We start from the raw sequence: 26,129 nt of genomic DNA on the forward strand, positions 1-26,129 counted from the left end.
GCTGTTTAGTATTCATGACACTTGTCCTGCAATTGGGTCTAATTAATTAGTCTACAAACACCCTCAAAACATGAAATTTTTAACTAAAAACTATACCCTTCGGCGCAGTTATTATTTAAATAATGGATGAACACACACACATGACAACATCTCAAGATGCAACGCTTTCAAATGCATCAACAAACACACACACTAATTCAAGCAAAAATTCAAACACAAAAACTAAATGGAACCTGCACGATACGCAGTGGACATTAAGTTTATTTGGTACCGCCGTTGGCGCGGGTATTTTATTTTTGCCTATTAACATTGGTATTGGCGGTTTTTGGCCGTTAATTATTATGGCGTGTTTAGCGTTCCCAATGACCTTTTTTGCTCACCGTGGACTAGCACGATTTGTACTGTCGTCAAAAAATAAAGATGCCGATTTTACCGACGTAGTTGAAGAACACTTTGGTGTGACTGCGGGTCGATTAATTTCCTTGTTGTACTTTTTATCTATATTCCCAATTTTGCTTATTTACGGTGTGGGCTTAACCAATACTGTTGATAGTTTTATGGTTAATCAAATGGGGATGGAATCACCTTCTCGCGTGCTACTTTCAGGTGTATTAGTTGCAGGTATGATTAGCTTAATGATGGGCGGCGAGCGCTTGATGCTACGTGCCTTTGCTATTTTAGTGTATCCGCTTGTGGGCATATTGTTGTTTTTATCGCTTTATTTAATCCCTAGCTGGCAGATGCCAGATATGACAGTGCCTGAAATGGGCAGCTTTGGTAAAACGCTGTGGTTGTCGATTCCTATAATTGTGTTTTCGTTTAGTCACGCAGCGGCTATTTCTAGCTTTGTAAACGTGCAACGTGGTCATTATGGCGAACAAGCTACACGTAAGTCTGAGGCGATTTTAAAGCGTACTAGCTTGCTACTTATTACCTTTGTACTGTTATTTGTGTTCTCTTGCGTGCTGTCGCTTACAGGCGAGCAAATGGCGGCGGCTAAAGCAGCTAACGTGTCGGTTTTATCCTACCTTGCTAATATTACTGACAACTCATTTATTGCCACACTTGGGCCGCTTGTTGCTTTTATTGCTATTACGTCGTCGTTTTTGGGTCACTTTTTAGGTGCACGCGAAAGCTTTACAGGTTTAGTAACTAAGCAAACAAGCTTAAGCGCAAAAGCTACCGATAAAATTGGTGTGTTAATCATGTTTTTAGCTATTTGGTTTTGTGCTGTTAAAAACCCAAGTATTTTAGATATGATGGATCAGTTATCGGGCCCTATCATTGCGATGATTTTATTTATTATGCCAATGATTGCGGTTTATAAAGTACCTGCACTTAATAAATACCGAAATCGCTTTAGCACGCTATTTATATTAGCGGTTGGCTCACTTGCTGTATTTGCACTTTTATACAGCATGCTTAAGTAACCTTTTATTAATAATTTAAAAGCCCAGCTAAGCTAATTAGTTGGGCTTTTTTAGACATAAAAAAATGGCGCTCACTGAGCGCCATTTTTAGTTTAATTCGTTGCTATTATTCTGTATCTGGCAGGTTACGGCCATAGAATATTTCTTGCATTTCGCGAGTCAGTTTTGAGCGAATTTGTTCTTCTTCGCCCTCTGATAAGTCTGCTGTCGAAATACCGAATAAGTACGTGTTTAAATCGGTTTCTTTTAACATCATTTTGGTGTGAAACAGGTTTTCTTGATACACGTTCACGTCCATCATTTGGTACGCTTCTTTTGTATCTTCTGTCATGAAGTTTTGAATCGAGCTAATCGCGTGATCAATGTAGTGTTTAACACCGTTTATGTCGCGGGTAAAACCACGAACGCGGTAATCAATAGTTACTACATCTGACTCAAGGCTATGAATTAAGAAGTTTAACGCTTTAAGTGGCGAAATAATGCCACAAGTAGACACTTCAATATCAGCACGGAATGTACAAATACCATCATCAGGGTGAGCTTCTGGGTATGTGTGTACACAAATGTGACTTTTATCTAGGTGCGCAACAACTGAATCAGGTAATGGGCCTGGTGCTTCGTCAGCATCGTAATTTTGCTGCTCTTCTACTGGTTCTTCTGAAACCAAAATAGTTACACTTGCGCCTTGCGGTTCATAATCTTGGCGCGCTACATTTAAAATGTTAGCACCAATAATATCAACAACTTCACCTAAAATGTCGGTTAGTCTATCTGCACTGTACTGCTCATCGATATATTCAATATATTCTTTACGTTGTTGCTCGGTCTTTGCGTAACAAATATCATAAATACTAAAGCTTAAACTTTTGGTTAAATTGTTAAAGCCATGAAGTTTAAGTTTATCGAAGGGTTTGTTCATAATAAACCAACCTATAAATTAGTGGGTTCTGCACCTGCAGAATGAAAAGTTCGCGGATTTTATACGAATTTTCCTCGTGGAAAAAGCGTTATTTTGCTTGATCTTGCACAACTTCGTGGCTATGCGTAATTTCTACTGTTTTATCAAGCATTAATGCAACCGAGCAATACTTTTCAGCAGAGAGTGAAACTGCACGTGCAAGGTGTTTTTCAGACACATTATTGCCTTTAACAACAAAGTGTAAGTTAATTTTGGTAAACACGCGCGGGGCTGTTTCGGCGCGCTCTGCACTTAGTTGCACCTGCACATCAGAAAAATCTTGTTTAGCTTTTTTTAAAATACTAACCACATCAACTGATGAACAACAGCCAACTGACATTAAAACCATTTCCATTGGGCTTGGTGCTGCACTATCGCTGCCGCCATCAAACACAACACTGTGGTTAGAATTAGAACGACCAATAAACGTATCGCCTTCAACCCATTTTACATTTGCTTGCATTGTTATATCTCAAAAAAATATTTTCTTGATTGTAAGCAAGTTAGCCGTAGTTGCAAATGAAAATGCAACGCAGGGCTATAAAATGGCTAAGATTGTTGTGTTAAAGCGCTATCAAAGAGGTTTTTTACTAAACCTGCAAATTCATCTATAAAGGCATGCTGTTCAACCGTGACAGGCTGTGAGGTGATGCTGCTGAGGACTTCTTCTAAATCGTAAACTATGCCATCAACTTCACGTACAATTTGACTACGCTGCTCTGTGTTGAGGTTTGTGTGCTGCTCGCAAATAAGCATCACATTTTGTGCAATAACGTCTTCGATTAATTCCATTACTGTTGGGGCACCTGGTTTTATTTCGCCTGGCTTCTCAAACAATGCTAAATTTTGAGTTAGATACATGATCAAATCATCGTACCCTTGCCTATCTAAAACCATTTTTGTACCACCTTTGTATAATTAATTATTTTTGATTTAAGCAGAAAGCGCTGTTGATTGCTAGCTTTGCGCGTTAGCAATACAAAAAAAGCAGCCGAAGCTGCTTTTATAATAATTAAGTAGTATTACTACTTAATCTATTTTTAAGCCTGGGCTTAGTGTTGCTGGCATAGCAACTTTTTCAAGCTCTACTGAAGCTACAGGGTATGCACAGTAATCGGCTGCGTAATACGCGCTTGCTCTGTGATTGCCCGATGCGCCAATACCACCAAATGGTGCTGCGCTTGATGCGCCAGTAATTGGGCGGTTCCAGTTAACAATACCGGCACGAATACGACGTAAAAAGTGGTCGTAATCTGCTGCACTGTCACTTAATAAACCAGCCGATAAACCAAAGGTTGTATCGTTTGCTTTATCAATGGCTTGGTCAAAGTCGTCAAAGCGGAATACTTTTAAAAGTGGTCCAAAATGCTCTTCATCTGGGAAGTCACTAATATTTGTACACTCAATAATACCTGGTGTTACAAAGCCAGTATTAGCTGTATGCTCAAGTTCTACTAATACTTCACCACCAAGCTCAACAAGCTCGTTTTGCGCTTTAACCATGCCTGCAGCTGCAGCTGATGAGATCATAGAGCCCATAAATGGCTGGTCTGCATCGTCATAACTACCTACTTTAATCGCTTTAGTTGCTGTGATTAAACGCTCAAGTATCACATCGCCTTTGCTACCAGTTGGTAAAAATAGTTTACGTGCACACGTACAACGCTGGCCACTTGAGATAAACGCTGATTGAATAATATCGTGAACAACCGCTTTAGTGTCTTCAACGTCAGTAATAATAAGTGGGTTATTACCACCCATTTCTAGCGCTAAAATTTTGCCAGGTTGACCCGCAAACTGTTCATGTAAAATATGACCAGTACGCGAAGAACCCGTAAAGAACAAGCCATCAATACCTTTGTGAGCAGCAAGGGCTTTACCCGTTTCTACTTCACCTTGTACAAGGTTAATGACACCTGCTGGTAAGCCTGCTTTTTCCCACAGTTTAAGCGTAAGCTCAGCTACTTTAGGAGTAAGTTCAGACGGTTTAAACACAACCGTGTTACCTGCTAAAAGCGCTGGCACAATGTGGCCATTAGGTAAGTGACCCGGAAAGTTATACGGACCAAATACGGCTACAACACCATGTGGCTTATGACGAATCATCGCACGGCCAAGTGGCATTGCGTTTTCTACGTCGCCAGTGCGCTCTAAAAATGCTTTTTCAGAAATGGCAATTTTACCAACCATAGCACCGGCTTCTGTGCGAGTTTCCCACAATGGCTTACCTGTTTCTTGTGCAATAGTAATAGCGAGCTCTTCGCTGTTTTCTTTTAATTGCGCTGCAAATGCTTGAATTATTTCCAAGCGCTCAGTAAAGCTTTTATCAGCCCATGCATAAAACGCTTCGCGCGCTGCATTTACTGCGGTGTCTACTTGCGCCGCAGTTGCCGATGAAGCCTGCCAAATAACGTCGTTATTTGCAGGGTTTACTGAATTAAATTCTGTGCCTTGGCCTTGTGACCATTGACCATTTATAAATTGTGCAGGATGAGTCATATACTTTCTCCTAAATTAAATCGTGGTTGCACTAACAATATCGCCAGTTTGCAAATGCAGTGCATCTGCTATTTCTTGCGATAAAATAAGGCTTTTTGCGCGCTCGTCGAATGTCATTGGTGTAACGGTTGCTCTGAAATCTTCAAGCTTTTCGTTTGCTAGCAACACCATGGTGTCGCCAGTCATTTCGCCAATTTCAACGTTAAAGTGATTTGCATTACGAATAGTCGCAATGTTATCTACTTTTGCTTCAACCGTTGGGCCGCCGTCAAAAATATCTACGTAGCCATTAAACGTAAAGCCTTCGCTTTTTAATAACTCGATTGCTGGGCGAGTGTTGTCGTGTACTTTACCTATTACGGCTTGCGCATCTTTACTTAGCAAGTTTACGTAAATTGGGTATTTAGGCATTAATTCAGCAATGAAAACCTTTTGGCCAATACCTGTTAGGTAATCAGCTGTTGGAAAATCCATTGAGAAGAAGTGCTCTTCAAGCCACTGCCAAAAAGGGCTGCTGCCGTTTTCGTCAGACACACCGCGCATTTCTGCGATTACTGTTTGCGCAAAACGCTCTTGATGCTGTTTTATAAACATAAAGCGCGCTTTTGAAAGTAGCTTACCGTTACAATTTTTACGATAACCATCTTTTAAAAACAATGTGCAAAGCTCTGTAGCACCTGTGTAGTCGTTACATAGCGTTAGAATATCAACCGCTTTGTATACGTCTAATGTGCGCGAAGAGTGAATCACTTTACTTAAGTGATAATGATAAAATGCATCATCAAGCCCTACCGCAGCTTCAATTGCAGATGTTCCTACAACGTCACCGGTTTCGCTATCTTCAAGAACAAACAGGTAGCCTTCGTCACCAGGTTGTGACGTTTGTTTAGCAAAAGAGCTTACTGAATGGTCGATCTTTTTTTGCAATAGTTCTTCGTTTAATGGCAAAGACGTAAAACCATGCCCTGATTCGTGGGCAATTTTCAGTAATGCTGAATAATCATTTTGCTGGATTGGGCGAAGGATCATCATGAGTCCGCTTGCTCCCTTATAAATAACGGTAAATAGGAATTGCAGGGCAAGCAGTGCTTGCCCTTAATTGGTTGGCTTAAGTCGCTTATGCGTTTACTACGCTAGCTACTGCTTTTTCAAAGCGTGCCATACCTTCGCGAATGTCCGCTTCAGGAATTACTAAAGATGGAGTGAAACGTATTACGTCTGCACCAGCAACTAATGACATAAGGCCTTGCTCAGTCCCTGCCACTAAAAACTCTTTTGCACGACCTTTGTATTGCTCGTTCACTACTGCACCAATTAATAAACCTTGGCCACGGATTTCGCTAAATACGTTGTATTTGTCGTTAACCGCAGTAAGTAGTTCATTAAATAATGCTGCTTTAGCTTTTACGCCAGCAAGTACTTCTGGGGTATTTACTGTATCAAATGCAGCTTCTGCAACAGCACACGCAAGCGGGTTGCCGCCATAAGTAGAACCATGAGTACCTACTTTAAGATGCTGTGCAATTTCAGTTGTTGTGATCATAGCGCCAATAGGGAAACCGCCGCCAAGTGCTTTAGCTGAAGTTAAAATATCAGGTACTATGTTTAAGCCTTGGTATGCGTATAAATCGCCAGTACGGCCAACACCTGTTTGAACTTCATCAAAAATAAGCAGTGCGTTATGTTTAGTACATAAATCGCGAACGCCTTGAGCAAACTCGTCAGTTGGTGAAACAATACCGCCTTCACCTTGAAGAGGTTCCATCATTACGGCACATGTTTTATCGCTGATAAGCGCTTCAAAAGCAGCTAGGTCGTTGTAATCACAATGTACAATGTCGCCAGGCTTAGGACCAAAACCATCTGAATATGCAGCTTGGCCACCAACAGTTACGGTAAAGAATGTACGACCGTGGAAACCTTTGTTAAACGCGATGATCTGTGATTTTTCTGCGCCAAACTTATCAAGTGCAAAACGACGCGCTAATTTAAGCGCTGCTTCGTTTGCTTCTGCGCCTGAGTTGGCAAAGTAAACTTTTTCAGCAAATGTAGCATCAACCATTTTTTTAGCTAGGCGAAGTGCCGGCTCATTGGTCATTACATTTGATAGATGCCAGATTTTTTCGCCTTGCTCTTTTAATGCGCCTACTAATGCAGGGTGGCAATGGCCAAGACAGTTAACTGCAATACCACCAGCAAAGTCGATAAACTCTCGACCTTGTTGATCCCAGACGCGAGAACCTTCGCCTCGAACAGGAATTACGCTTGAAGGTGCGTAGTTAGGAACCATTACGTGATCAAATAATTCGCGATTGACTGTCATTTTATTTCCTCTTAATTGTGAGCAACACAAAACATCAAAATAGGTGTTTGGTTAATATTTGTAACCAACTTTATAGGCAAGATCAGTAACCTGATAATTGCGCAAAATTGCTTTGTGGTTCAATTTTCAGACGCACATTATTTCAGAATTACTTATATCTGTCTCGTTAAAAACTTTCATGTATCCCTTGAAAATAAAGGGCTAAAGATATTATTTCATAGATAGTGAATAACTATTTGCATAGCTATTTATGCTTATTTTTAAACAACTAACCGCATGAGCACCAAGGCGCGCATGCTTTAATCGGCAAATATGCAATATAACAATAGAGTGAGAATGAATGGTTAGTCGCAAAAAAATTAACAAAAAATTCAGATTTTTAGTCAATTTGAATAGCTAAATTGGTAAAATTACTCGATTGGAGGGTTTTTAGTTCCGTTTTAGTGAACTTAAAGTACGAAAACCAGCTTAGAGTTTCATCGGGCTCAATAAGTTGATGCTCTTTTAAATTAAGATATTGAGAGTAGCAACGTGCCTTTAGCATTACTTCTGTTAATGGCAGTAATGTATCGCCTTTATCTACCCCATTTACTAGCTGCTGCATGACACCTTTAAACGGTAAATATTTAAAAGCCATTTTGTCTATTACCTTCGCGCTTACTTCTATCGACTTATTGCTAAGTAGAGTAGTTAAAAATAGCGGATCGGGTTGTAGCTCTAATAATGCGGTGTGTAAATCTTTTTGGTTTTCATTTCGGGCTAACTGCACTTTGCGTTGCCATACTTTCTCAAACGTTTTTAAGTACAAGCGCACTAATGCAATTCGTCCTACATCTAAAAGCATTCCAAGGGTAAATGCATGTACGTCATTCACATTATTAATTTGTGCAATTTTTTGCGCAGCAATCGCGTTTGCCATCGCGCTGTCGCGTAGCCGGCGTTTTAATAATGAAAATGGTTCGGTGCTATGTGGCATCCAATGACGGGCAGCAAATGTAGGAATAACAAGCTGTAAGTTATCAAGGCCAATATAACGAAGGGCAAGCGATGGTTTATCTACTTTTACAGACGTGTTTTTACTACGTTGATTACGGTAGTAAGGTAAATTAACAAGCGTTACTAACTCTCTACCCAACCAGCTTATATCATTAACCAGTGGCTCTAAACGCCCTACCGACGCTGACTTTACAGCTAATATGTCGAGTATATTGGCAATGCCATCTTCAATACCTATAGTGCTGTGAATTACGCCATCTATATCTTCGAGCTGCTTATATATAGCTGTTTCAATTGTTTTGTGCAGTTGCTCACTCGCTTGAGCGCGGTACTTATGATGTGCAGTACTGCTTTGCTGGCGTTTATTTTGCGCGGCCACTTCAACCTGAAGCAAGGTGCGCTGCTTCATGGGTTCGCCGTAATCTATATCTAATGTATGGATGAAACCAATTTGCTGATGCGCAAAGCTGTGCCCAAGCAATAAGTCATGAGCCCGTTGGCTTAGTATTTTGGCAGTGCGCTGTTGCGCTACAAGTTCAGTCATGACATCCATTAATAAAGTATTAAATGCTCTGTGTATTATAACATTAGAAGCGAGTTAAAAAGTTATCAAGCAGTTCTAAGCCTTGATCGGTTAGAATAGCCTCGGGGTGAAACTGCACACCTTCGATTGCTAGTTCTTTATGAAGTAACCCCATAATTTCGTCAAACTCGCCTTGCTCAGTTTGAGTCCATGCGGTTACTTCAAGCTCTTTAGGCAAAGTTTGCGCTTTAACCACTAAAGAATGATAACGACATACCGTTAACGGATTAGCTAAGCCTTTAAACACCCCTTTATTTGTATGAACTATGGGTGATGTTTTACCGTGCATTACTTTTTTAGCACGAACTACATCTCCTCCTAAAGCTTGCGCGATAGTTTGATGCCCCAAGCAAATCCCTAAAATAGGATATTGCCCTTTTAGTTGCTCAACAACATTTAGTGAAATACCCGCTTCGTTAGGGGTGCATGGCCCTGGCGATAACACGATGTGTTTCGGGTTCAACTGCTTTATTTGTGCAATGCTTAGCTCGTCATTACGTTTCACTAAAACGTCTTGATCTAAACGCTGAAAATATTGCACTAAGTTGTAAGTAAACGAGTCGTAGTTGTCGATCATCAACAGCATTACACAACAAACCTTATAAATTATTGACCACTTACTTCACACAAGTGGTACTAAGCGCTGCATTCTACCACTATTAATTAACCAACATAAATTAGCAAAAAGCGTTAAAAATTAACTATTTTAGCTAAAATGCTTAAAAGCCTTTAGCAGGTATTGGTTTACTTAACCTGAACTCTGGTTAAGAGATTTATTAACGTATTGAATCATGGTGATATTTAAATTTATTTTCTCTAGCCAGAGATTCCTTGCAGCTTGAGCAATAATATCGAACCCTAAGCTTTTTACGAGTAGTTAATACTCCTATTTAGGCTGTATACCCCAACAATAAATTATTGACCTCTAAAGTACGTGCGTATATTGATCGCTCTATTAAATACTTTGGTGAAATATCTTACTGAGCAAAATAAACAGATTGTTTGAGCTGCATCAAATTAGCGGCTCAATGGTTGAATTATATCTATATAAGCCCCAGTGTATTATATGAAAGGCAGTAATTCACTCATACAACTCACTTACTTGTGAGCTCATTTATATCCTATTAAGGAGCGAATATGTTAGGCGAAGACCACTCATTAACTAATGACTTTCCAGAGTATTTAAATACCATTGCCAAGCTAAATGAAAGCGATACTGAGTTTGCAAAAAAAGCAGATAAGTACGATAAGCTAGACAAAGAAATTAGAATGTTAGAACTTAAAGATGCGCCAATTAGCGACGAGCAAATGCATCTATTAAAACACGACCGATCAGAGTTAAAAGATTGGCTGTATGAGCACTTACAACAAGCAACACAATAAACAAAAAAGAGCTCACTGATGAGGTGAGCTCTTTAGATCAACAATGGATATTTTTTCTAAAACTTTACAAAGCCACCTACTGGTTTCATAAATACAGTGCTTGGGCCTGCAAAGGCTTGCGCAAACTCTTCTGATAATTGACTAAATACCGTTACTTTATCCATATCAACTACGCTTAAAAATAATGGCCCACTTTTGGCCCAACCAGCAAGATGTGTTTTAGCTGCGTCTTCATCTTGGTAGCGCTCGTAAATGTGCACACTGCGTTTATCTTCACTTACTGTCCACTCATATATTAAAGTCCCAGCTTCACTTTTAGCCGAAGCAATTAGTTGTGCCATTACCAGTAAAAACTCGTCATATTTACCTTCTTTAATTTGGCCTTGTACAGTCCACGTAACGTGATTTTTCATTATGCTTTACCTAATTTAAGTTGCGTTAAAATACTGTTTAACGTGTCTACTAGCTGTTGGTTTTTAACATTATTAAGTGCATCAACATGAGGAAGCGCAAAGCGTCCTGTATCGTTATCAAAATACAGACCTGCGGCATCTTTAAATTCATCCCTAAGCGCTGCGCGACAAAAAATATCTGCGCCAATTTTTAAATCGCCGCCATCTATACCGTAAGCGTCTTTTACCATTTTACTTCCTAGTAACGATTTAGGGTTTACCGATACAACTAATGGCCCAGTATCTTTAAGCTCCAGCCCTAAATGACGCGACCACATAGTAATAGCCAATTTACTTTGTGCATAAGCCGCACTATCAGAAAGTTAAGTGTTACCCATAAGTGCATTTAAGTTAACGCTTGATTGCGCAGCTGATGACACATTAACCACTCGCGAATTACGACCAAGAACAGGTAACAATAGTTTTGTAAGAAGATATGGCGCAATCGTGTTTACAACAAAGCGAGCATCAAGGCCGTCAATTGTTGTAGCATCAACTAATTGATAAACGCCTGCATTATTAATTAGCACGTCGAGCTGGTTATTATTTTCGGCCAAGTCGGTTAATACAGTTTGTGCCAAAGTTTGAACTTGGCTCATATCGCTTAAATCAGCAATATAAGTATGTGTACTTGCATTTGGGTATTGCTCGGTTAAAGCTACTTGTAGCGCATTTAGCTTTGCTTGGCTGCGGCCATGTAATAATACGGTGTGACCTTGTGCTAATAACATCTTTGCAGTTTCTAGCCCAATGCCATCGGTAGCACCGGTAAGTAAAATTGTTTTGTTCATGTTGATCTCTCCTTACTTTATTTTCGCTATATTAGCATCCCGACTTACTGCTGATAATTAGGCCAATAGTTGAATCAGTTTATAGAATTAATTGATAAAGCTAAGCCTATGTTAGTTAATATAAAAGCATTCCTTTAAAAGGCAGATGAGTGTTTAAGCTGAATATTTTTTATGCTTTTATTTGAATTACTCAGCAATCATAACTATTGTTTTTAAACCACCTTAATAGTAGTATTTATCATATAAATACACTTTTCGAGAAATAACATGAAAGTTTTAGTTACTGGCGGCATGGGTTACATAGGTAGCCACACATGTATTGCATTGCATGAAGCAGGTATTACGCCTGTTATTTATGATAACTTGTCTAATGCAAGTGCGCGGGTACTTGACCAACTCGAAAAGATTACGGGTACTCGGTTTGAGTTTATTTTGGGCGACATACAAGACGAGCAACAATTTAAACTCGCCCTAAAACATACTAAAGCCGAAGCTGTTTTTCACTTTGCGGCTTTAAAAGCCGTTGGCGAATCAACTGAGCAACCACTGCGTTATTATCAAAATAATGTGTCGGGCACATTAAGCATGTTACAGAGCATGCAAGATGAAGGCGTTAACCATATTATATTTAGCTCATCGGCTACTGTGTACGGCGAGCCAGACTACCTCCCTATTGACGAAAAGCATCCTATACGCGCAACTAACCCTTATGGTTGGACTAAAGTTATGGTTGAACAAACCATGCAAGATGTATGTAATGCCAACAGTCAATTTATGGGTATTGCGCTTCGTTACTTTAACCCAGTAGGTGCACACCCAAGTGGTTTATTAGGTGAAAGCCCTAATGGTATTCCTAATAACTTAATGCCATTTATTGCTCAAACTGCAGTAGGCAAACGCGACGTGGTTAATATTTTTGGTGACGACTACGACACCGAAGATGGCACAGGCGTGCGCGACTATATTCATGTTTTAGATTTAGCGAAAGGTCATGTTGCGGCATTTATGCAGCATAAAACAGATACCGCCTTCCATGCTTACAACCTAGGCACAGGGCAAGGTTATTCTGTGCTTGATATGATCAAAGCATTTAGCGCATCAGCCAATAAAGATATTCCTTATCAAATTGCACCGCGCCGAGCAGGTGATATTGCCTGTAACTACGCCGATGCCACAAAAGCGCAAAACACACTTAACTGGCACGCAGAACTAACACTTAGCGACATGACAAATGACACATGGCGCTGGCAAACTAATTACCCAAGTGGGTTGGAGAGTTAATATGGCTTTATTAGAAAGTACTCACAGACGTAAAAATCCGCTAACGGGTCGTTGGGTATTAGTGTCACCACATCGTAATAACCGCCCATGGTTAGGCGCAACAGAAGCCGTTAACGAAAACGTATTACCAAAACATGATGACAGCTGCCCACTTTGCCCAAGTAATACCCGTGCAAATGGCGACAGTAACCCTGATTACAAATACACACACGTATTTAGAAATGACTTTGGCGCATTAACGCCTAATGCCAGCGAGCAATTACAAAGCTTAGAGTCAGACAGCGATTTATTTATTGCCGACGAAGCCAGTGGCGAATGCCGCGTAATTTGTTTTTCTCCAGAGCATAATAAAACACTACCAGAGCTTAGCCAAAACGCATTGCACGAAGTAGTAAAAACCTGGAAACAAAATTACACAGAGCTTGCACAGCAGTACGAATGCGTACAAGTTTTTGAAAATAAAGGCGAGATCATGGGTTGTTCGCAACCTCATCCTCACGGCCAAGTATGGGCTCACTCGCATTTATCAACCGAAATAGAAGCCGAAGATAACCAGCAGCTTGCCTATTATAAAAAGCATGGCACAGCCATGCTTGCCGATTACGCGCAAAAAGAGCAAGCAGATCAAACACGTGTTGTATTTGAAAACGAACATTGGCTTGTTGTTGTGCCATTTTGGGCAGCGTGGCCGTTTGAAACAATGCTAGTAACTAAAGATAACATTCAAAACTTTAGCCAGCTAAACGATGCGCAAACCAACTCTTTGGCTCAGGCACTTAAAGTATTAACCACTAAGTACGACAACGTATTTAATTGCAGCTTCCCATACTCAATGGGATGGCACAATGCACCTGCTAATAGAAGCTCTGATGAGCAACATTGGCGTTTGCATGCACACTTTTATCCGCCGCTACTTCGCTCTGCTACTGTTAAAAAACACATGGTAGGCTACGAAATGCTAGGCGAAAGCCAACGCGATTTAAGCGCAGAAACCGCTGCTTCTATTTTAAAAGCAGCCAGTACAACACACTATAAAGATACAGCAGGACACACAGATGAAGCTTAACGAATTCCAACAACAATTTTTGTCACTGTATGGCGCGCCTGCTCAAGGTATTGCAGCAGCACCGGGGCGTGTAAACCTCATTGGCGAATTTACCGACTACAACGACGGTTTTGTTTTACCGTGTTCGTTAGAGTTTCGTACCCAAGTAATGTTTAAAGAGCGCGACGACAATATTATCACTGTGCATTCTTTAAATTACCCAGGCGAAAAAGACAGCTTTAGCGTTGATGAAGAAATCACTGAAGGCCAATCGCAATGGGGTAACTACATTCGTGCTGTTACTTACGTTCTTAAAAGAGCGGGCTACACACTGCGCGGCGCCGACCTACTTATTGACAGCAACTTACCGCAAGGCAGTGGCTTGTCGTCATCGGCAGCACTAGAAGTTGCTGTTGGCGGTATGTTTAACCATATTGCACAGCTTGGTTTAAGCGAAGAAAAAATTGCATTGCTAGGCCAAGAAGCCGAAAACGACTTTATGCATTGCCAATGCGGCATTATGGATCAGCTTATTTCAGCTAAAGGTGAAAACGGTCATGCGCTATTAATCGACTGTGAAAACCTCGCGACTAAATCAGTAAAAGTACCGGATGATTTAAATATTGTTATTGTTAACTCTAACTACCCACGTAAATTGGTAGATAGCGAATACAACCAGCGCCGTATTGATTGCGAACAAGCAGCTGTAAAAATGGGTGTAAAAACACTTCGCCAAGCAACCATGACTGGCCTGCAAGCAGTAAAAGCAACATTAAGCGAAAACGAATATAAACGTGCACACCACGTAATTAGCGAAAACGACCGTGTAATTGCAGCAACTACTGCACTACAAAATAATGATATGGATGCACTTCGCACGCTAATGGCTGCATCGCACCAATCACTTAAACACGACTTTGAAGTAACCGTACCTGCAACCGATGGCCTAGTAGAAATTTGTAAAGAAGCGATGGGCGATCGCGGTGCAGTTCGTATGACGGGTGGCGGCTTTGGTGGTGCTATTGTATGTTTATGTCGTGATGCAGAAGTGCCACTAATTAAAGCAGCGGTTGAGCAGCATTACTTTGAACGCTTTAACTTAAATGCCGATATTTACGTATGTTCAGCGGGTTCAGGGTTACAAATTACGTCTTTTTAAATAAAGTTAAGGAATAAGCATGGCAAAGGTTAATTGGGGAATTATTGGGTGTGGCAATATTGCTCACACCTTTGCTAAGAGTATTGCGCATTGCGCTGATGCTCAACTTATTGGCGCTGCATCGACTAGCGAGCAGCGTGCAAAAGAGTTTGCCACACACTATTCAATTAAAGGTTATGAGAGCTATCAAGCTCTTATGCAATGCCCAAATATTGATGCCATTTATATAGCTAATACCCACGAGCAACATTTTAAAGCCATAGCGCAATGCTTAACACACAATAAGCACGTGCTAAGCGAAAAACCAATTACCGTTAATGCTCAGCAGTTGCAAAACCTCAATGAGCTTGCCAAGCAACAAAACTGCTTTTTAATGGAAGGCGTTTGGATGCGTTTTTTACCAGCCATAGTAAAATTACAACAGCTCCTAAGTGAAGGTGTTATTGGTAATGTGCACAGTGTTAATGCCAACTTTAGTTTACCTGGCAGCTTTGCAGATACTCACCGCTTAATGAACCCTGCAACAGCAGGTGGCGCCCTGCTCGATTTAGGTATTTATCCTATTTCGATTGCCGATGTGGTATTTAATAAAGCCCCAGAACACATCAAATCCTTTGTACACAAAAGCACAACCGGTGTTGATGAGCGAAGCACTGCTATAGTTGATTACGGTAACGGGCAATTTGCATCACTTACCAGCGCACTTCAGCAAAACGGCCCAACCGAAGCATGTATTAATGGTGAGCTTGGCTATATTTGCATTCCTGAATTTGTAGGCGCGCAATCTATAGAACTGCATATAAATGGCCAAGATCCGCAACACTTTGAATACGACTTTAGTGACGATGAAAACTTTAAGTTTGAAATTGCACATGTCACGCAGTGTATATTACAAAAACAAACCCAAAGCAGCGTATTACCACTGGGTACTAGCTTACGAGTTATGAACATAATGGATACCTTACGAGCACAATGGCAGTTGCAATATAGCAATGCCGTCGAGTCGGCTGAACTGACAAATTAAAAAATAAAAATACACAACAAGGACACACAATGACACACACACTCAAGGCGCTTTCAAAAGCTATATTACTTGCTACGTGCAGTTTATCTGCCAGTGTAGCTGTTGCTGAATCTAATAAACCAGAGCAGCTATACCCGCCAATCACTAGCGAAGTACTGCCAGAACTTGCAGCTAAAGGTAGCTACAATGTAGGTGTGCAAACACTTGATTTAGTTAACCCTGCGCAATTTGACCCCGCTACACAAGGTCAAAAAGATCGTCCTTTAAAAGTAGAAGTGTGGTATCCGGCTGCAAATACAGCAAAAGCGCCACTTACCAGCTACACCGATCAAACTCGCTCAGGTAAAGAGTTTACTCTGCAAGCCGATGCAATGCGTGATGTCGCCATTAATAATAAAGAGCACTACCCTGTGATAGTGCTTTCGCACGGTTATACCGGTTACCGTACAATTATGTACTACCTTGGCGAGCATTTAGCGTCGCACGGTTACATTGTGGTAGCTATTGATCATACTGACTCGACCAATGCCGATGTTGATTTTAAAAACGCGCCATTCTCTGGCTTTTTTAGCACGCTTATAAATCGCTCACGCGATCAGCAGTTTGTTATTAATTACTTTAATGAGCAAAACAACTTTGCAAGCAAGCAAGTAGACAACAAAAGTGCAGGCGTAATTGGTTACTCAATGGGTGGTTATGGCGCGGTAAATACGATAGGTGGTTGTTACGCTTTTAATGAGCAAACTACAGCTATGTTTACGGGTATGAAAGACCCAGCTCAAATTAAACAAGTACAGCAATTACTAAACAGCTGCGCTGGTGGGCAATACCAAAACCCAAAAGTAGACCCACGTATAAAAGCGATGGTGGCCTTTGCACCATGGGGCGGACAGCACGCTATATTTGATGCCAAAGCAATGGAAAATATTAAAGTACCTTCGCTTTATGTAGCCGGTAACTTAGATGACATTTCAGGCTACAAAGGCATTAAAAGTCTTTATGAACAAACAGGCAGCAAAGATAAGTACATGCTTACTTACAAAAATGCACGCCATAATATTGCACCACACCCAGCCCCTGCTATTGCACAAAGTAGCAGTGAGCTAGATATAGGCCATTACTACGAGCCTTCGTGGTCTATGCGCACACTAAACGAAATCAACAAACACTTTGTACTTGCCATGATGGATTGCCACGTAAAAGGCATAGCCAGCGAGTGTAAATACTTAGATTTACCACAAAACGGCGACCAAGCTGTTGTTGATGGTAAACCGCTGCCACAGTGGCGCGGGTTTGATAATCGCTTTTCTACCGGTATGGATTGGCAACAAGCTAAACCTCACACCAAGTAATAATAAGCTTTAAGCGGCTGTTTTAATCAATAGCCGCGTACGCCCTTAAAATAATGCAAAAATAAAACGCCTTTTATATAAAAGAGTTACCAGAAAATATTAGCGTGTTTATTTTTTAATCTGCTATTTTAAGAAAAAACCATTGCCATTAACTTCGGTTAAAGGCAATCTAGTCATATATAAGATAAGATAAATAACACAAATATCATGTCCAAATACATACTCTCAATTGATCAAGGAACCACAAGCTCTCGGGCCATCTTGTTTACAAAAGATGCAGACGTTTTTGGTACAGCACAACAAGAATTTTCGCAGCATTTTCCACAAAATGGTTGGGTAGAACACGATCCTAACGATATTTGGCAAACAGTGCTTAGCACTAGTCGCGAAGTGTTAACTAAAAACGATGTAAAGCCTGAAGAAATTATTGCCATTGGCATCACCAACCAACGCGAAACCACTTTAGTGTGGAACAAAAAAACAGGCAAAACAATTTATAACGCTATTGTATGGCAAGACCGTCGCACAAGTGACTATTGCGAAAGCTTAACAACTGATGAGCTTTGCCAAACGATAAGCGAAAAAACAGGCTTATTGCTCGACCCTTATTTTTCGGCCACTAAAATTCGTTGGATTTTAGATAACGTTGAAGGCGCACGCGAACAAGCCCTTGCAGGTGAGCTCGCCTTCGGTACGGTTGACACTTACCTACTTTGGCAGCTAACAGGCGGCAAAGAGCACCGCACCGATGCAACCAATGCATCGCGCACCATGTTATTTAATATTCACACCCAGCAGTGGGATCAAGAGCTTCTAGAGTTATTCGATATTCCAGAATCTATGCTGCCAGAAGTAATGGATTCAGCTGACGAGTTTGGTTCAACCAGCGCTGATATTTTTGGCGCGCCAATTCGCGTATGTGGTATTGCAGGCGATCAACAAGCTGCGCTTGTAGGACACGCATGTTTTGAACAAGGCATGGCTAAAAGTACATATGGTACTGGCTGTTTTTTAATGCTTAACACTGGCGAAAAAGCACTGACCTCAGAAAACCGCTTATTGACCACTGTTGCTTATAGATTAAACGGCAAGCCAACTTACGCCATTGAAGGCAGTATATTTATGGCTGGCGCAACTATGCAGTGGATTGTTGAAGGCTTAAAACTACTTAGCCATGCTGGCGAAAGTGAATCGATGGTTAAAGATATACCGCTCGATCATGGTGTATTTTTAGTGCCTTCGTTTACGGGGTTAGGTGCTCCTTATTGGGACCCTAATGCACGTGGCGCTATTTTAGGGCTAACACGCGACTCCGGTATTAGCACTATTGTTGCCGCTGCTTTGCAATCGGTGGGTTATCAAACCAAAGATTTACAAAAAGCGATGGAGCGTGATGGTCTTCGCCCAAGTGTGCTTCGTGTAGATGGCGGTATGGTAAAAAATAATTGGGTTATGACCTTTTTATCAAACATTTTAGGCGCAACAGTTGAGCGCCCAACTGTGACCGAAACCACTTCTTTAGGCGTAGCATATTTAGCTGGCTTACAAACAGGTGTGTACGAGTCGACTGAGCAGTTATCTAAAATGTGGACATGCGACCGTCGTTTTGAGCCAACCATGAGTGCCGACGAGCGTAACGACCTATACGCAAAATGGCAGCACTGCGTAGCTCAAGTATGCTTAACGAATAAAAACTGCCCATAGTAAATACTAAGTGGTTAAGGCTAATACTTTAACCACTTTGCTTTTTTAACTTAGCTAAATGCTAGATTTAAAAAGCATGCTTTACTGCTTTAAATTGAAAATGGATTGGCGTCAAAATTAACGAATAAAAATCTGGGTTTTCTATTGTCAAATGAAAACAGCAGCTTTATGATGTTTATGTCTTATTTATATTACAAATAAAAAGGTTAGCTCGGTGGAATTAGCAGATAACGAATATGACTTACTAGTCATCGGTGGCGGTGTAAACGGCACTGGAATAGCAGCTGATGCAGCAGGCAGAGGATTAAAAGTACTCTTGTGCGAACAATCAGACCTTGCCTGTGCAACATCTTCAAACAGTTCTAAGCTGATCCACGGTGGTCTGCGCTACCTTGAGCATTACGAATTTAGATTAGTAAAAGAAGCCTTAGCTGAGCGTGAAGTACTACTTAAAAATGCACCACATATTATGTGGCCACTTACTTTTAGATTACCGCATCAAAAGCATTTACGCCCTGCATGGATGATCCGCATTGGTTTGTTTATGTATGACAACCTAGCAAAACGCGAAACACTTGCGGGATCTCGAGGTATTAAATTTGGTGAAAACAGCGTTTTAGAGCCTTCAATTACTAAAGGTTTTGAATACTCTGATGGCTGGGTTGACGATTCTCGCTTAGTCGTTTTAAACGCCCTTGCAGCGCAGGAAAAAGGCGCCGTTATTACCACACAAACTAAGTGTGTAAATGCTAAACGTGAGCAAGGTAAATGGCAGGTAACGCTTGAGCAGCAAAAGAGCAAAGCTAAATACACCATTTCTGCCAAAGGCATTGTTAATGCTGCGGGTCCTTGGGTAGCTAAATTATTTGATGAAGCCCTAACAGAAAAATCACCACAAAATATTCGCCTTGTAAAAGGTAGCCACATTGTAGTGCCTCGCATTCACGATGAGAAACAAGCTTATATTTTACAAAATAAAGATCAGCGTATTGTGTTTGTTATTCCGTTTGAAGATGACTTCTCACTTATTGGCACAACCGATGTAGAACACAAAGGTGAAGCACAAGACGTTAAAATTAGTGATGAAGAAATTGATTACTTAATTGATATTACTAATACCTACTTTAAACAACCGATTAAACGCGAAGACATAGTACATACCTTTTCAGGCGTACGCCCATTACTTGATGACGAATCAGTTAATGCACAAGCCGTTACTCGCGATTATAAATTAGAGCTTTCGAGTGATGCTAAGCAAACACCTCTACTGAGTGTGTTTGGTGGAAAAATTACAACTTATCGCAAACTTGCCGAAGCTGCGGTTAATAAGCTTGAAGACTTTTACCCACAAATGAGCAAAGCGTGGACCAAGCATAGCTCGCTCCCTGGTGGTGATTTTAGCTCTGTAGAAGCACTTAAATCAGAGCTAAAAGCAAAATACGAATGGCTACCTGAAATAACACTTAAACGCTTTGTACGCACTTATGGTACTCGTGCTAAAAATATATTAGGTAATGCAACTGGGTTGAGTGATTTAGGCCAAGATTTTGGCCATGGTTTATTTGCAGCAGAAGTAGATTACTTGCTAAATGAAGAGTGGGCAGAAAACGCATACAATATTTTATGGCGCCGCAGCAAATTAGGACTACGTTTTAATGAAGCACAAGTTGCTGCGCTCAATGATTACATTGAGCATAACCAAGCAGCTAAAAGCGCTTAACTAAATTATATAGCTGCTTTTAACTGCAGCTATAATGATTTCCCGTAACCCCTTTATAATTTAACCGTTATAGAGGGGTTTATTTTTTTGACTCTAAATTAAATAAATAATTAAAACCGCTAAGCGTGGCTGTTTTAATATCAAACTCAACACACTTAACACCAATTTGTTTAAGCGCTGTGGTAAAACACTTATTAAGCTGCTTTGTGCCAATCACCACAACTTGTGTATCACTTAATAATTGCCACTCGCTTGCATGGCGAGCTGCTCGTACATCACTGCCAATTAATACACCCGACAAATAGGCTTTAGCTTGTACTGGCGTTAACTCCTTTGAAAGCTGGCGTGTACGCACACTAAAAATACCATGTGCCAAGTTACCGCTATCACTACCTAAAGTTAGCTCACAGCCTTGCTCAAATGCTTTAAAGTCAAACTCACCTTCTGCACAGTCGTTAGGAATTAAAACACTTTGGTGACATAACAAATCATATAACTCGCCGGTCATGGCTGTTTTAAAGCAAATAATTTCGCCGTTGTTTATAAGTACCCATTTAGTATGTGTACCAGGCAAACATAATAATATTTTACCTTGTTGATACTGTGGATTTTGTTTTAAAAACCCTAAAATTTGCAGCTCTTCGCCGCGCATTACATCAAATAAGCTATTCTGCAGCGTACACTTTGTGCCTGGTAGCGCTCTAATTGTATGCCTATCGCAATCAAAGCTAACCGCAGCATTAAGTAGCCCTTCGGGATTAATTGGGCATTCTAAATATGGCGTTTCGTGCCAGCCGATGCTTGAGGTAATTTGCCCTGCAATATATATAGGTAAACTGCCATATTCTTGCTTCCACACTGCAATGGTGTCGATTAGGGTTTGCTCAAAATTTTGATTCGCCTTAACAACGCCAGGGCCATCACGTTGTGCTAATAATTTAAGTGTTGATTGCGCTTGTACTTCGCACAAATAAGCACGTAAATGGCTCGTGCCCCAGTCAACAGCAATAAAAAGAGATGAATTAGCCAAGCTTTAAAGCCTCCCACCGTCGATTTTAATACTCTGCCCGGTGATCATACTGCTTTCATCGGCGGCTAAAAAGAGTGCCAAATTAGCAACATCTTCAGGTGTTACTAATTTTTTAAGCGCCATGGCTTCCATCCACTTAACTTGCTCTTCTTCGGTAAACCAACTTGCTAGTTGACGGTCGGTGGCAACCCACCCTGGTAAAATAGCGTTAACGCGAATACCAAACTCTCCATAATCGCGAGCCAATGCCTTAGTCATACCAATCAACCCTGCTTTTGCTGTTACATAACCGGCCATTTGTGGCTGGCCCATAATCGCGTTAATAGAGCTAAAGTTAATGATACTGCCCGCCTTATCATCTTTCATAAAAGACATAGCAACTTGAGAAGCAAAAAAAGCAGGATTTAAGTTTATTTGTAAGCACTGATCCCAGTCTTGCACTGTAACGTCTTCGCTTGCTTGCCGGCGGTCGTTCGCTACATTATTAATTAATATATTTATTGCACCAAAAGCGGCGCATGCATCTACAAGTGATTGCTGAAGTGCATGCGAGTCAGTAACGTCCACTTGTCTGTACCATAATTTGGCATCGGGTAATTCGCTAATAAGCGACTGTGCAGCCTTATCATCAATATCAATAAACGCTACTTTTGCATTTTGGTTTACAAAGGATTTAACCATTGCTCTGCCAATGCCTGATGCACCACCGGTAATAAAAACAACTTTGCCAGAAATACTATGATATTGAGCTAGGGTGTCCAAATTAAACTCTCCAAACAACAACTTACAATAGTGTTTTGCTTATTAAAAACGCCAATAGACGTTATAAAGAACCAAAACGCTGTGCTAAAATAATTAGCCAATTAAAACTTTATATCATATCCTTAAGTACATTAATATGATATATGATATATAATAAAGCAATATATCAACTCGGAATCCTGCGCAATGAAAAGCCAACCTCGTCAAAATTTAACACAACAATTAACCCACGATTTGGGCTTTGCTATTGTGCGTGGTGTTTACCCTGTAAGCGAAGGCCTGCCTTCTGAAGCCGATTTATGTATAAAGTACGATGTGAGTCGCAGTGCTACTCGCGAAGCGGTAAAAATGCTCTCTGCTAAAGGACTTATTTCATCTCGTCCTAAGCAAGGTATTCGCGTACTACCAGAAAGTAGCTGGAATATGTTTGACACCGACGTACTGCGTTGGATTTTAAGTAGTAAGCCATCTTTATCATTATTAAAAGAGTTTACTCAAGTACGTGTCGCGCTTGAGCCACAAGCAGCCGCGCTTGCAGCAGTAAATGCCACTGCTGAACAGCTAGCTGAAATTGATAACGCCTTAGCTCGTATGGCTGAAGCTGACGAAGGCTTAGACGACCCACTAGAAGCTGACATTGCTTTTCATACCAGCATATTAGTGGCCAGTAATAATCGCTTTTTTGTACAGTTAACTGAGTTTATTAGTACTGCGCTTAGAGTAAGTATTCGCTACACAAACCACATTAAAGGTGTACCGGGCGCAGACGTGGCTAAACATGCTGATATTTTAGAAACCATAAAGTCACGCGACCCTGAACGCGCAAAAAAAGCAGTAGAAACAATTTTAGAAGAAGCACTACAGTTAATTGAATCTAAATTAGTTTAATGCAACTTTAGCTAAGCATATTTTATAAATATTAAGTCCATCAAGTTTACTCTTTGCAGTACATTCGATGGACTTTTTTATTACCTATAAGGCTTAAATTATACCAATTCGCTTAATTAAGTGATCTATTTTGAGGATGAAAAAACGTGTTGATAGCTAGGCAAAAAATTCGCTATTCAGTTGTTCTAAATGAGAATTTTTTAACGCAGGTAGCGACACGTTTAGCCCCTAAAAATGATTAAGTATTATTGCGGATTGGTATTTCAGGCATTAAAAAATCCGATATCAGTCACCTGATATCGGATTTTTAATTATTTAAATCAGATTAATAACTCTGGTTATTAACTGAGATAAAACACCTTTTTAGGCTCGAATTATAATCCTAATTTCTTCTCAAGATAGTGGATGTTAGTACCACCATTTTTGAAGTTTTCATCTGCAAGAATTCTCTTATGCAAAGGAGTATTAGTTTTAATTCCGTCAATTACCAGCTCGTTAAGTGCATTGCGCGCGCGAGCAATAGCTACGTCACGGTTTTCACCGTAAGTAATTAACTTACCAATCATTGAATCGTAATGTGGTGGAACCGTGTAGTCAGCGTAAATATGGCTGTCCCAACGAATACCTAAACCACCAGCAGGATGGAAACGTGTAATTTTACCCGGTGAAGGAATAAACGTTTCAGGATCCTCAGCATTAATACGACACTCAATAGCATGACCACGAATAACAACGTCGTCTTGAGTGAATGATAAAGGCTGACCCGCTGCAATTTTTAATTGCTCTTTTACTAAATCGATACCAGTAACCATTTCAGTTACAGGGTGTTCAACCTGAATACGTGTATTCATTTCGATGAAGTAAAACTCGCCGTTTTCGTATAAAAACTCAAACGTACCCGCACCGCGGTATCCAATTTCGATACATGCACGTGTACAGCGCTCGCCAATGAATTTACGCGTTTCAGCAGTAATTCCTGGTGCAGGAGCTTCTTCAACTACTTTTTGGTGACGACGTTGCATAGAACAATCACGTTCACCTAAATGTACTGCATTACCTTGGCCGTCTGCTAATACTTGAACTTCGATGTGGCGTGGGTTTTCAAGGAATTTTTCCATGTAAACCATGCTATTACCAAAGAATTGCTTAGCTTCTTGCTGTGTTAATGCAATTGAATCAATAAGTTCAGATTCGCTGCGAACAACACGCATACCACGACCACCACCGCCACCAGCGGCTTTGATGATTACCGGGTAACCGATACGCTTAGCGATTTGCATGTTGCGTTCTTTATCATCTGATACCGGGCCGTCAGAGCCAGGAACACATGGAACGCCGGCTTTACGCATTGCTGCAATAGCAGACACTTTATCACCCATAAGGCGAATAGTGTCGCCACGAGGACCGATAAATACAAAACCACTTTGCTCAACTTGGTCGGCAAAATCAGCATTTTCTGCAAGGAAACCGTAACCAGGATGAATCGCTACAGCGTCAGTTATTTCAGCCGCAGCAATAATGCGCGGAATATCTAAATAACTTTCAGTTGCTGATGGTCTACCAATACAGATGGTTTCATCTGCAAGCAATACATGCTTAAGATCGCGATCTGCCGTTGAATGCACAGCAACCGTTTTGATCCCAAGCTCTTTGCAGGCGCGCAATATACGAAGTGCAATTTCACCTCGGTTTGCAATGACTACTTTATCTAACATTAGAGTTGGCCTTTTAGGTTACGCTATTATTCAATGATGAATAGAGGTTGATCAAATTCTATTGGCTCGCCATTTTCAGCTAAGATAGCTCTTACTGTACCGGCTTTATCTGATTCAATTTGGTTCATCATTTTCATAGCTTCGATAATACAAAGTGTATCGCCAACTTTAACTTGCTGACCAACTTCTACATATGCTGGAGCTTCAGGAGACGCAGCTGAGTAAAAAGAACCAACCATTGGTGATTTAACTTGATGACCCGTAGGCTCAGCTGGTGCTGCTGCTTCAACAGCTACAGGAGCCGCTGCAACTGGTGCTGCTGGCGCTGGTGCATATTGCTGTGGAGCAAATTGCGGGTAACCTGGGCCAGCGCTCATGTTGTTGCGGTTAATACGTACTGATTCTTCACCTTCAGTGATTTCTAGCTCAGCAATACCTGATTCTTCTACTAATTCGATAAGCTTCTTTATCTTGCGAATATCCATTACACGACCCGCCTGTTAGTTTGTGTGTTAATTTAAATTAAATTGCGCTTTGCAACCGGCTCACAGCGGCATTCAATGCTGCGTGATAACCCATTGCACCTAATCCACATATCACGCCTTGTGCCACATCAGAAAAATACGAATGATGACGAAAGGCTTCACGTGCGTGCACATTACTTAAGTGCACCTCAAAAAACGGAATATCAACACTCAACAGTGCATCACGTAATGCGACGCTAGTATGCGTAAATGCAGCTGGGTTGATAATTATGTAATCAACCGCTTGCCAAGCATCGTGAATTCGTTCGATGAGTGCTTGCTCACTATTACTTTGAAAATGCGTTAACTCAACATCTAGACTATTAGCAGCACTGGTTAGCTCCTCCATAATCTCACTCAGCGTCTGAAAACCGTATTTATCCGGTTCACGTTTACCAAGCATGTTTAAATTTGGACCATTTATAACTAAAAGGTTAAATTTTGCAGCCATAATACGCGATATATCCTATAAGTAATGAGTTAAGCGGTTACTAACTAGTTTTTCACTTT

Annotated in this window: 24 protein-coding genes and 1 pseudogene; 10 read left to right on the forward strand and 15 right to left on the reverse strand. The window is 40.7% G+C overall.

Going from position 1 to position 26,129, the window contains the following annotated elements; all coding sequences use genetic code 11:
* Window positions 1-140: 140 nt before the first annotated feature.
* Window positions 141-1,430: an aromatic amino acid transport family protein gene (locus tag I6F50_RS12015; RefSeq protein ID WP_197176318.1), complete on the forward strand. Its 1,290-nt coding sequence runs from the start codon at window positions 141-143 to the stop codon at window positions 1,428-1,430.
* 106 nt (window positions 1,431-1,536) lie between these two features.
* Here I6F50_RS12015 and speD read toward each other — a convergent pair whose 3' ends face one another.
* The 8 genes from speD to I6F50_RS12055 all read right to left on the reverse strand — a co-directional run bounded on the left by speD (window position 1,537) and on the right by I6F50_RS12055 (window position 9,375).
* The gene (speD, locus tag I6F50_RS12020) at window positions 1,537-2,349 is read right to left on the reverse strand and encodes an adenosylmethionine decarboxylase (RefSeq protein ID WP_024593800.1); all 813 of its coding nucleotides are present in this window, start codon (window positions 2,347-2,349) and stop codon (window positions 1,537-1,539) included.
* A gap of 88 nt (window positions 2,350-2,437) precedes the next feature.
* The gene (locus tag I6F50_RS12025; protein WP_197176319.1) at window positions 2,438-2,851 is read right to left on the reverse strand and encodes an OsmC family protein; all 414 of its coding nucleotides are present in this window, start codon (window positions 2,849-2,851) and stop codon (window positions 2,438-2,440) included.
* An 86-nt stretch (window positions 2,852-2,937) separates the two neighbouring features.
* Window positions 2,938-3,285, reverse strand: coding sequence for a DUF3802 family protein (locus I6F50_RS12030; RefSeq protein WP_007580087.1), 348 nt, complete (start codon window positions 3,283-3,285; stop codon window positions 2,938-2,940).
* Between the two features lie 132 nt (window positions 3,286-3,417).
* Window positions 3,418-4,887, reverse strand: coding sequence for a succinylglutamate-semialdehyde dehydrogenase (astD, locus tag I6F50_RS12035; protein ID WP_197176321.1), 1,470 nt, complete (start codon window positions 4,885-4,887; stop codon window positions 3,418-3,420).
* Between the two features lie 15 nt (window positions 4,888-4,902).
* A complete protein-coding gene (astA, locus tag I6F50_RS12040) occupies window positions 4,903-5,919 on the reverse strand; it encodes an arginine N-succinyltransferase (RefSeq protein ID WP_197119367.1) in 1,017 nt (338 codons plus the stop codon).
* Window positions 5,920-6,004: 85 nt separating this feature from the next.
* A complete protein-coding gene (locus I6F50_RS12045) occupies window positions 6,005-7,210 on the reverse strand; it encodes an aspartate aminotransferase family protein (RefSeq protein ID WP_165728288.1) in 1,206 nt (401 codons plus the stop codon).
* Between the two features lie 379 nt (window positions 7,211-7,589).
* Window positions 7,590-8,750: an HDOD domain-containing protein gene (locus I6F50_RS12050; RefSeq protein WP_024593401.1), complete on the reverse strand. Its 1,161-nt coding sequence runs from the start codon at window positions 8,748-8,750 to the stop codon at window positions 7,590-7,592.
* 43 nt (window positions 8,751-8,793) lie between these two features.
* Window positions 8,794-9,375, reverse strand: a complete 582-nt coding sequence (locus I6F50_RS12055) for an aminodeoxychorismate/anthranilate synthase component II (RefSeq protein ID WP_165742110.1) — start codon at window positions 9,373-9,375, stop codon at window positions 8,794-8,796.
* Window positions 9,376-9,926: 551 nt separating this feature from the next.
* Here I6F50_RS12055 and I6F50_RS12060 point away from each other — a divergent pair.
* Window positions 9,927-10,172 (forward strand): YdcH family protein, encoded by a 246-nt coding sequence (locus tag I6F50_RS12060; RefSeq protein ID WP_166420091.1) that lies wholly within the window; start codon window positions 9,927-9,929, stop codon window positions 10,170-10,172.
* A gap of 56 nt (window positions 10,173-10,228) precedes the next feature.
* Here I6F50_RS12060 and I6F50_RS12065 read toward each other — a convergent pair whose 3' ends face one another.
* Complete coding sequence (locus I6F50_RS12065) at window positions 10,229-10,585, reverse strand: putative quinol monooxygenase (protein ID WP_197176323.1); 357 nt, start codon at window positions 10,583-10,585, stop codon at window positions 10,229-10,231.
* Window positions 10,585-11,415, reverse strand: a pseudogene (locus tag I6F50_RS12070) (SDR family NAD(P)-dependent oxidoreductase). Before I6F50_RS12070 ends, I6F50_RS12065 begins: the two are co-directional and overlap by 1 nt.
* A gap of 267 nt (window positions 11,416-11,682) precedes the next feature.
* Here I6F50_RS12070 and galE point away from each other — a divergent pair.
* The 7 genes from galE to glpD all read left to right on the forward strand — a co-directional run bounded on the left by galE (window position 11,683) and on the right by glpD (window position 20,700).
* On the forward strand, window positions 11,683-12,696 hold the full coding sequence (gene galE, locus I6F50_RS12075) for a UDP-glucose 4-epimerase GalE (RefSeq protein ID WP_197176325.1): 1,014 nt from the start codon (window positions 11,683-11,685) through the stop codon (window positions 12,694-12,696).
* 1 nt (window position 12,697) lies between these two features.
* Window positions 12,698-13,762, forward strand: coding sequence for a UDP-glucose--hexose-1-phosphate uridylyltransferase (locus I6F50_RS12080; RefSeq protein WP_197176327.1), 1,065 nt, complete (start codon window positions 12,698-12,700; stop codon window positions 13,760-13,762).
* Window positions 13,752-14,900, forward strand: coding sequence for a galactokinase (gene galK / locus I6F50_RS12085; RefSeq protein WP_197176329.1), 1,149 nt, complete (start codon window positions 13,752-13,754; stop codon window positions 14,898-14,900). The genes I6F50_RS12080 and galK overlap by 11 nt, the downstream gene beginning before the upstream one ends.
* A gap of 19 nt (window positions 14,901-14,919) precedes the next feature.
* Complete coding sequence (locus I6F50_RS12090; protein ID WP_197176331.1) at window positions 14,920-15,924, forward strand: Gfo/Idh/MocA family protein; 1,005 nt, start codon at window positions 14,920-14,922, stop codon at window positions 15,922-15,924.
* A 29-nt stretch (window positions 15,925-15,953) separates the two neighbouring features.
* Window positions 15,954-17,276 (forward strand): dienelactone hydrolase family protein, encoded by a 1,323-nt coding sequence (locus tag I6F50_RS12095; RefSeq protein WP_197176333.1) that lies wholly within the window; start codon window positions 15,954-15,956, stop codon window positions 17,274-17,276.
* Between the two features lie 207 nt (window positions 17,277-17,483).
* A complete protein-coding gene (gene glpK, locus I6F50_RS12100; protein WP_197176335.1) occupies window positions 17,484-18,980 on the forward strand; it encodes a glycerol kinase GlpK in 1,497 nt (498 codons plus the stop codon).
* 214 nt (window positions 18,981-19,194) lie between these two features.
* On the forward strand, window positions 19,195-20,700 hold the full coding sequence (gene glpD, locus I6F50_RS12105) for a glycerol-3-phosphate dehydrogenase (RefSeq protein WP_197176337.1): 1,506 nt from the start codon (window positions 19,195-19,197) through the stop codon (window positions 20,698-20,700).
* 79 nt (window positions 20,701-20,779) lie between these two features.
* Here the strand turns inward: glpD and I6F50_RS12110 are convergent, their stop codons facing one another.
* A complete protein-coding gene (locus I6F50_RS12110; RefSeq protein WP_197176339.1) occupies window positions 20,780-21,730 on the reverse strand; it encodes a 2-dehydro-3-deoxygalactonokinase in 951 nt (316 codons plus the stop codon).
* A 3-nt stretch (window positions 21,731-21,733) separates the two neighbouring features.
* A complete protein-coding gene (locus I6F50_RS12115) occupies window positions 21,734-22,492 on the reverse strand; it encodes an SDR family NAD(P)-dependent oxidoreductase (protein WP_165728300.1) in 759 nt (252 codons plus the stop codon).
* Window positions 22,493-22,678: 186 nt separating this feature from the next.
* Here I6F50_RS12115 and I6F50_RS12120 point away from each other — a divergent pair, with 186 nt between their 5' ends.
* Window positions 22,679-23,380: a FadR/GntR family transcriptional regulator gene (locus I6F50_RS12120; RefSeq protein ID WP_165728301.1), complete on the forward strand. Its 702-nt coding sequence runs from the start codon at window positions 22,679-22,681 to the stop codon at window positions 23,378-23,380.
* A 374-nt stretch (window positions 23,381-23,754) separates the two neighbouring features.
* Here I6F50_RS12120 and accC read toward each other — a convergent pair whose 3' ends face one another.
* The 3 genes from accC to aroQ are packed head-to-tail and all read right to left on the reverse strand — an operon-like array spanning window position 23,755 to window position 26,070.
* Window positions 23,755-25,095: an acetyl-CoA carboxylase biotin carboxylase subunit gene (gene accC, locus I6F50_RS12125; RefSeq protein ID WP_165728302.1), complete on the reverse strand. Its 1,341-nt coding sequence runs from the start codon at window positions 25,093-25,095 to the stop codon at window positions 23,755-23,757.
* A 26-nt stretch (window positions 25,096-25,121) separates the two neighbouring features.
* Window positions 25,122-25,580, reverse strand: coding sequence for an acetyl-CoA carboxylase biotin carboxyl carrier protein (gene accB / locus I6F50_RS12130; protein WP_007580042.1), 459 nt, complete (start codon window positions 25,578-25,580; stop codon window positions 25,122-25,124).
* Between the two features lie 37 nt (window positions 25,581-25,617).
* Entirely contained in the window at window positions 25,618-26,070 is a 453-nt protein-coding gene (aroQ, locus tag I6F50_RS12135) for a type II 3-dehydroquinate dehydratase (protein WP_007580040.1), read from the reverse strand.
* Window positions 26,071-26,129: the final 59 nt, after the last annotated feature.

Origin of the sequence: Pseudoalteromonas sp. NZS127_1, assembly GCF_015864295.1 — a bacterium.
Classification (GTDB): Bacteria; Pseudomonadota; Gammaproteobacteria; order Enterobacterales; family Alteromonadaceae; genus Pseudoalteromonas; species Pseudoalteromonas arctica.